Annotated in this window: 3 protein-coding genes and 1 pseudogene; 2 read left to right on the top strand and 2 right to left on the bottom strand. The window is 63.1% G+C overall.

Annotated elements, in window-relative coordinates; all coding sequences use genetic code 11:
* Together ABYB95_RS19050 and ABYB95_RS19045 are read left to right on the top strand one after the other, a co-directional pair.
* Positions 1 to 672 (top strand): annotated as a pseudogene (locus tag ABYB95_RS19050) (hypothetical protein); the annotation flags it as partial.
* A 49-nt stretch (positions 673 to 721) separates the two neighbouring features.
* Positions 722 to 1,372 carry a hypothetical protein gene (locus tag ABYB95_RS19045; protein WP_372660439.1) on the top strand — a complete coding sequence of 217 codons (651 nt, stop codon included), beginning with the start codon at positions 722 to 724 and terminating at the stop codon, positions 1,370 to 1,372.
* A gap of 135 nt (positions 1,373 to 1,507) precedes the next feature.
* On the opposite strand, the gene ABYB95_RS19040 is transcribed toward ABYB95_RS19045, so the two are convergent.
* On the bottom strand, positions 1,508 to 2,359 hold the full coding sequence (locus ABYB95_RS19040) for a DUF547 domain-containing protein (RefSeq protein WP_372660436.1): 852 nt from the start codon (positions 2,357 to 2,359) through the stop codon (positions 1,508 to 1,510).
* Positions 2,356 to 3,732, bottom strand: a 1,377-nt coding sequence (locus ABYB95_RS19035) for an NAD(P)/FAD-dependent oxidoreductase (protein ID WP_372660433.1), incomplete at its 5' end; no start/stop codon positions are given. The genes ABYB95_RS19035 and ABYB95_RS19040, both read right to left, overlap by 4 nt.

Here is a 3,732-nt window from a genome sequence, read left to right as displayed (position 1 = left end):
GGCTCCCTGCACCGCACCGGTCTCAAAGTGGCGGCGTTGCACCAGTCGTTCTGGTTGGGCCAGCATGTGCTGGTCAACGTGGGCGCTGGTCGTTACAACTACGACGCCTACGGCGTGCAAGGCGAGGCTTCGATCTTTGTGCCGGGGCGCGACGACGTGGTGCGGCTGCGTGGCGGCCTCTACCAACGCCAACCCGGCCAGACCAGTCAGCAGCGGGTGCAGGCCTCGGGCAGCTACCGCTGGGTGGTTTCGCCGCAAACCTGGGTGGAGGCCGGTGCCCAGCAGTTCAGCGACGGCACGCGTGGACCGTCCCTGGAGGTGACCCGCTGGTTTGGCGACGTGGGTGTGCATGTGTTTTACCGCAAGGGTGGCACCCAGCAGTTTGCGGGTCTGGAAGTGTCCATTCCGCTCACGCCACGGCAGGGCATGGCTCCAGGCATGGTGCAGGTGGCCGGGGCGCAGCGCTTCAAGACCGGTCTGCGCACGCAGATCACCACCAATACGGTGACTGGCAACTACGTGGCGCCTGATGCGGTGCGCGACCTCAAACTGAGCTACAACGCCGAATGGCGGCAATTGAACGCCGGGCGTATAGGGCAAAATTACTACCTCAGCCAGCTGCCCCGTATGCGCGAAGCCTTCTATCTGTATGGTCGGGCACAGTTGCCTTGATGCATCACTTGCACAGGGTTTTGATGGCTGTTGGCCAAGCGCCGCTATCATGGCACGGTTTCTTTGCTTTCTTACACCTGCGCTGGAGAAGGGATCTCCGGCGCAACTTCAACTTTTGAAAGGGTTGGTCATGAATAAATTCAAAATGCTGGGTGCCCTGGCGCTGTCCTTGTCTGTGGCCGGCCTGGTCGCTTGTGGCGGCGGCGGTGGCGGCCCCACCTTGTTTGCAAAAGCCGACACAGTGGCGGCGATCACGGGCACCAATGTGACGGCCCTGGCAGGCAAAACCTTCACTTTCCCCAGCGGCGCGGCGGCTTTTGGTACCGCGGGCGCAGCAACCACGGTGACTTTCGACACCGCAAATACCTTCACGGTGGTCTCGGGTGGCAATACGGTCAAAGGCGCACTGAGTTTCGGTTCGTGCATCTTCACACTCGCAGCCCCAACCGTTTTCCCGCCCGCTTGGGGTGTAGCCAGCCCGCTGGAAATCACGCCTTGCAATATCAACGTCGGCACGGCTGGTAAAGCGGCCAATGGCACGAGCATTGATGTCCCAGCGTCGCTCGTGCTGGGTGCGGGCAAGTCTTCTGCTCTCACCATTCCAGTCGTGATCAGCGGCACTGGTTCCGTGACCATCAACGGTATTGTGGTCGGCTCGGTCACCACCGGCTCTGCCACCGGCACCGGCTCGGGCTCCTGATCCCGGTCTGGCGGCTGGAAACTGGCTGCCTTTGACCCAAAACCCCGCTGCTTGCAGCGGGGTTTTTTGTTTTTTTGGCCAAAAATTGTGGATCTGCTGTGTCGGCGGGGTTGACCCGCCGGTGGACCTGGCAGTTCAGCGGCCCAGATCGTTGAGCGACCAGTCGTAATCGAGAAAGCGCACCGGCAGCTGGCGCGCGCGCAGGGCGGTTTGTTCGGTGGTCAGGTCGCTCAGTTGTTCGGCGTAGCGGGCGAACACGTCTTCGAGCCGATGGAAGCCCTGGTGGCCTTTTTCAAAGTCTTCCCGGAACCATTTGAAGATTTCATTGACTTCCAGCTGGCCCTTGGCCACCCGGTTGCGGTTGCGGTCGCCCAGAAAGCGGCGCATGCCGTCTTCCAGCTGGGCGGGCAACTTGGCGGCGGTAAAGGCCTCGTCGCGCAGTGCTGGGCAACCGATGCTGGCGCAATTCACGGCGGCGTGCACGCGCGGCTCGTTGTAGTTGGGCCGCAATTGTTCGTGTTCGATCCAGTCCAGGTGGCGCGGCTCGCCCAGCAGCGAGAAGAATTTTTTCTTCCAGGGCGACTGGAACAGCGAACCGAGGTCTTTGATGGATTGCAGTTGCGGGTAGGCGTTGAGCACGAGCTCGACCGTGAAGGCGTTGTAGGCATTGATGAGGAAGGCCATTTGTTGCGGCGCGCTCCAGCCGTCGAACGCGGCTTTGGGTACTGCGCTGAAGGCCTGCAAGACCTCTTTGAGCGCGGCCCGGTTGGCCGCAAAGCTTTTGTAGTCCACACGCGACTGCTTGCCGTCGGGCAGCCAGCGCACGTGTTTCTGGAGCAGAACATTCCAGGCGCTGTGGCTGTGGTCAAAGCCACTGGTTTGTGCCCAGGTGCCTTTGGACCACATGCCCACGGCCACCGCAGAGGCGAACACCGCCAAGAGCCGCCGCCGCGTGCCGGCGTTCGCACCGAGGCGGCTGCGGTTCAAGAGCGCCTCCAGTCGTGGAACTTCTGCACCCACAACAGCAGTTTCTCGGGCGCATGGGCGCGCTTCCATTCACCCGCCGCGTACTTGTTGGCCTCCGACAGCGTGGGGTAGGTGTGGATGGTGCCCAGGATCTTGTTCAGGCCCAGGCCGTGTTTCATGGCCAGCACGTATTCGGCCAACAAATCGCCCGCATGGGTGCCGACGATGGTCACGCCCAGGATCTTGTCTTTGCCGGGCACGGTGAGCACCTTCACAAAACCGTGTGCTTCGCTGTCGGCAATGGCGCGGTCCAGGTCGTCGATGCCGTATTTCGTCACCTCATAGGCGACCCCTTGGGCCTGGGCATCCTGTTCGTTCAGACCGACGCGGGCCACTTCGGGGTCGATGAAGGTGGCCCAGGGGATCACCGAGTAGTCGACCTTGAATTTTTTGAAGTCGCCGAACAAGGCGTTGACGGCGGCGTACCAGGCCTGGTGGGCGGCCGTGTGGGTGAACTGGTAAGGGCCGGCGACGTCGCCTGCGGCGTAAATGTTGGGGTACAGGGTTTGCAGGTATTCGTCGGTCTCTACCGTGCGCTGGGTGGGTACGCCGATGTCTTCCAGCCCGTAGCCGCTGAGGCGGGCCACGCGCCCGACGGCGCACAACAGCTCGTCGAAGGCGATGTGTTTTTCAACCCCGGCGTGTTCCACCACCAGGGTTTTTTGGCCGGCGATGTTTTCGCAGCGCAAGGCCTTGTGCCCGGTCAGCACGTCCACACCGCTGACGGCCAGCGCCTCGCGTGCCAGTTCGGACACTTCCACGTCTTCGCGGGCCATGATGCGGTCGGCCATCTCCACCTGGGTCACGCGCGAACCCAGGCGCGCAAAACTCTGCGCCAGCTCGCAGCCAATGGGGCCACCGCCCAGCACCACCAAGCGCTCGGGCGGCGCGTCCATGTCGGCGAACCGGTCCCACAAGGTGTCGCTGGTCACGTAGCCCACTTCTTCCAGGCCGGGCAGCGGTGGCACGAAGGGCCGGGCACCAGCGGCGATCACGATGCTGCGCGTGGTCAGCGTCTGGCTGCCGCCGCCATTCAGGGCGATCTCCACCGTCCACGGGTTCACGATCTTGGCGTAGCCCTGCACCACATCCACCCCCAGGCCGGTGTACCGCTCCACGCTGTCGTGGGGTTCGATGGCCCGCACGATGCCGTGGATGCGCTGCATCACCGTACGAAAGCTGAAACTGGGCGTCTGGTTGCTCAGGCCGTAGCGCTCGCCGTGGCGCATCTGCTCGGCCAGCTTGGCGCTTTTGATCAAGGCCTTGCTGGGCACGCAACCGTAGTTCAGGCAGTCGCCGCCCATCTTGTGCGCCTCCACCAGCGTGACCTTGGC

The organism is Hydrogenophaga sp., from assembly GCF_041633695.1.
GTDB lineage: Bacteria > Pseudomonadota > Gammaproteobacteria > Burkholderiales > Burkholderiaceae_C > Hydrogenophaga.
Note: the sequence above shows the minus strand (reverse complement) of the source record. Positions and strands in the feature narration are given on the sequence as shown.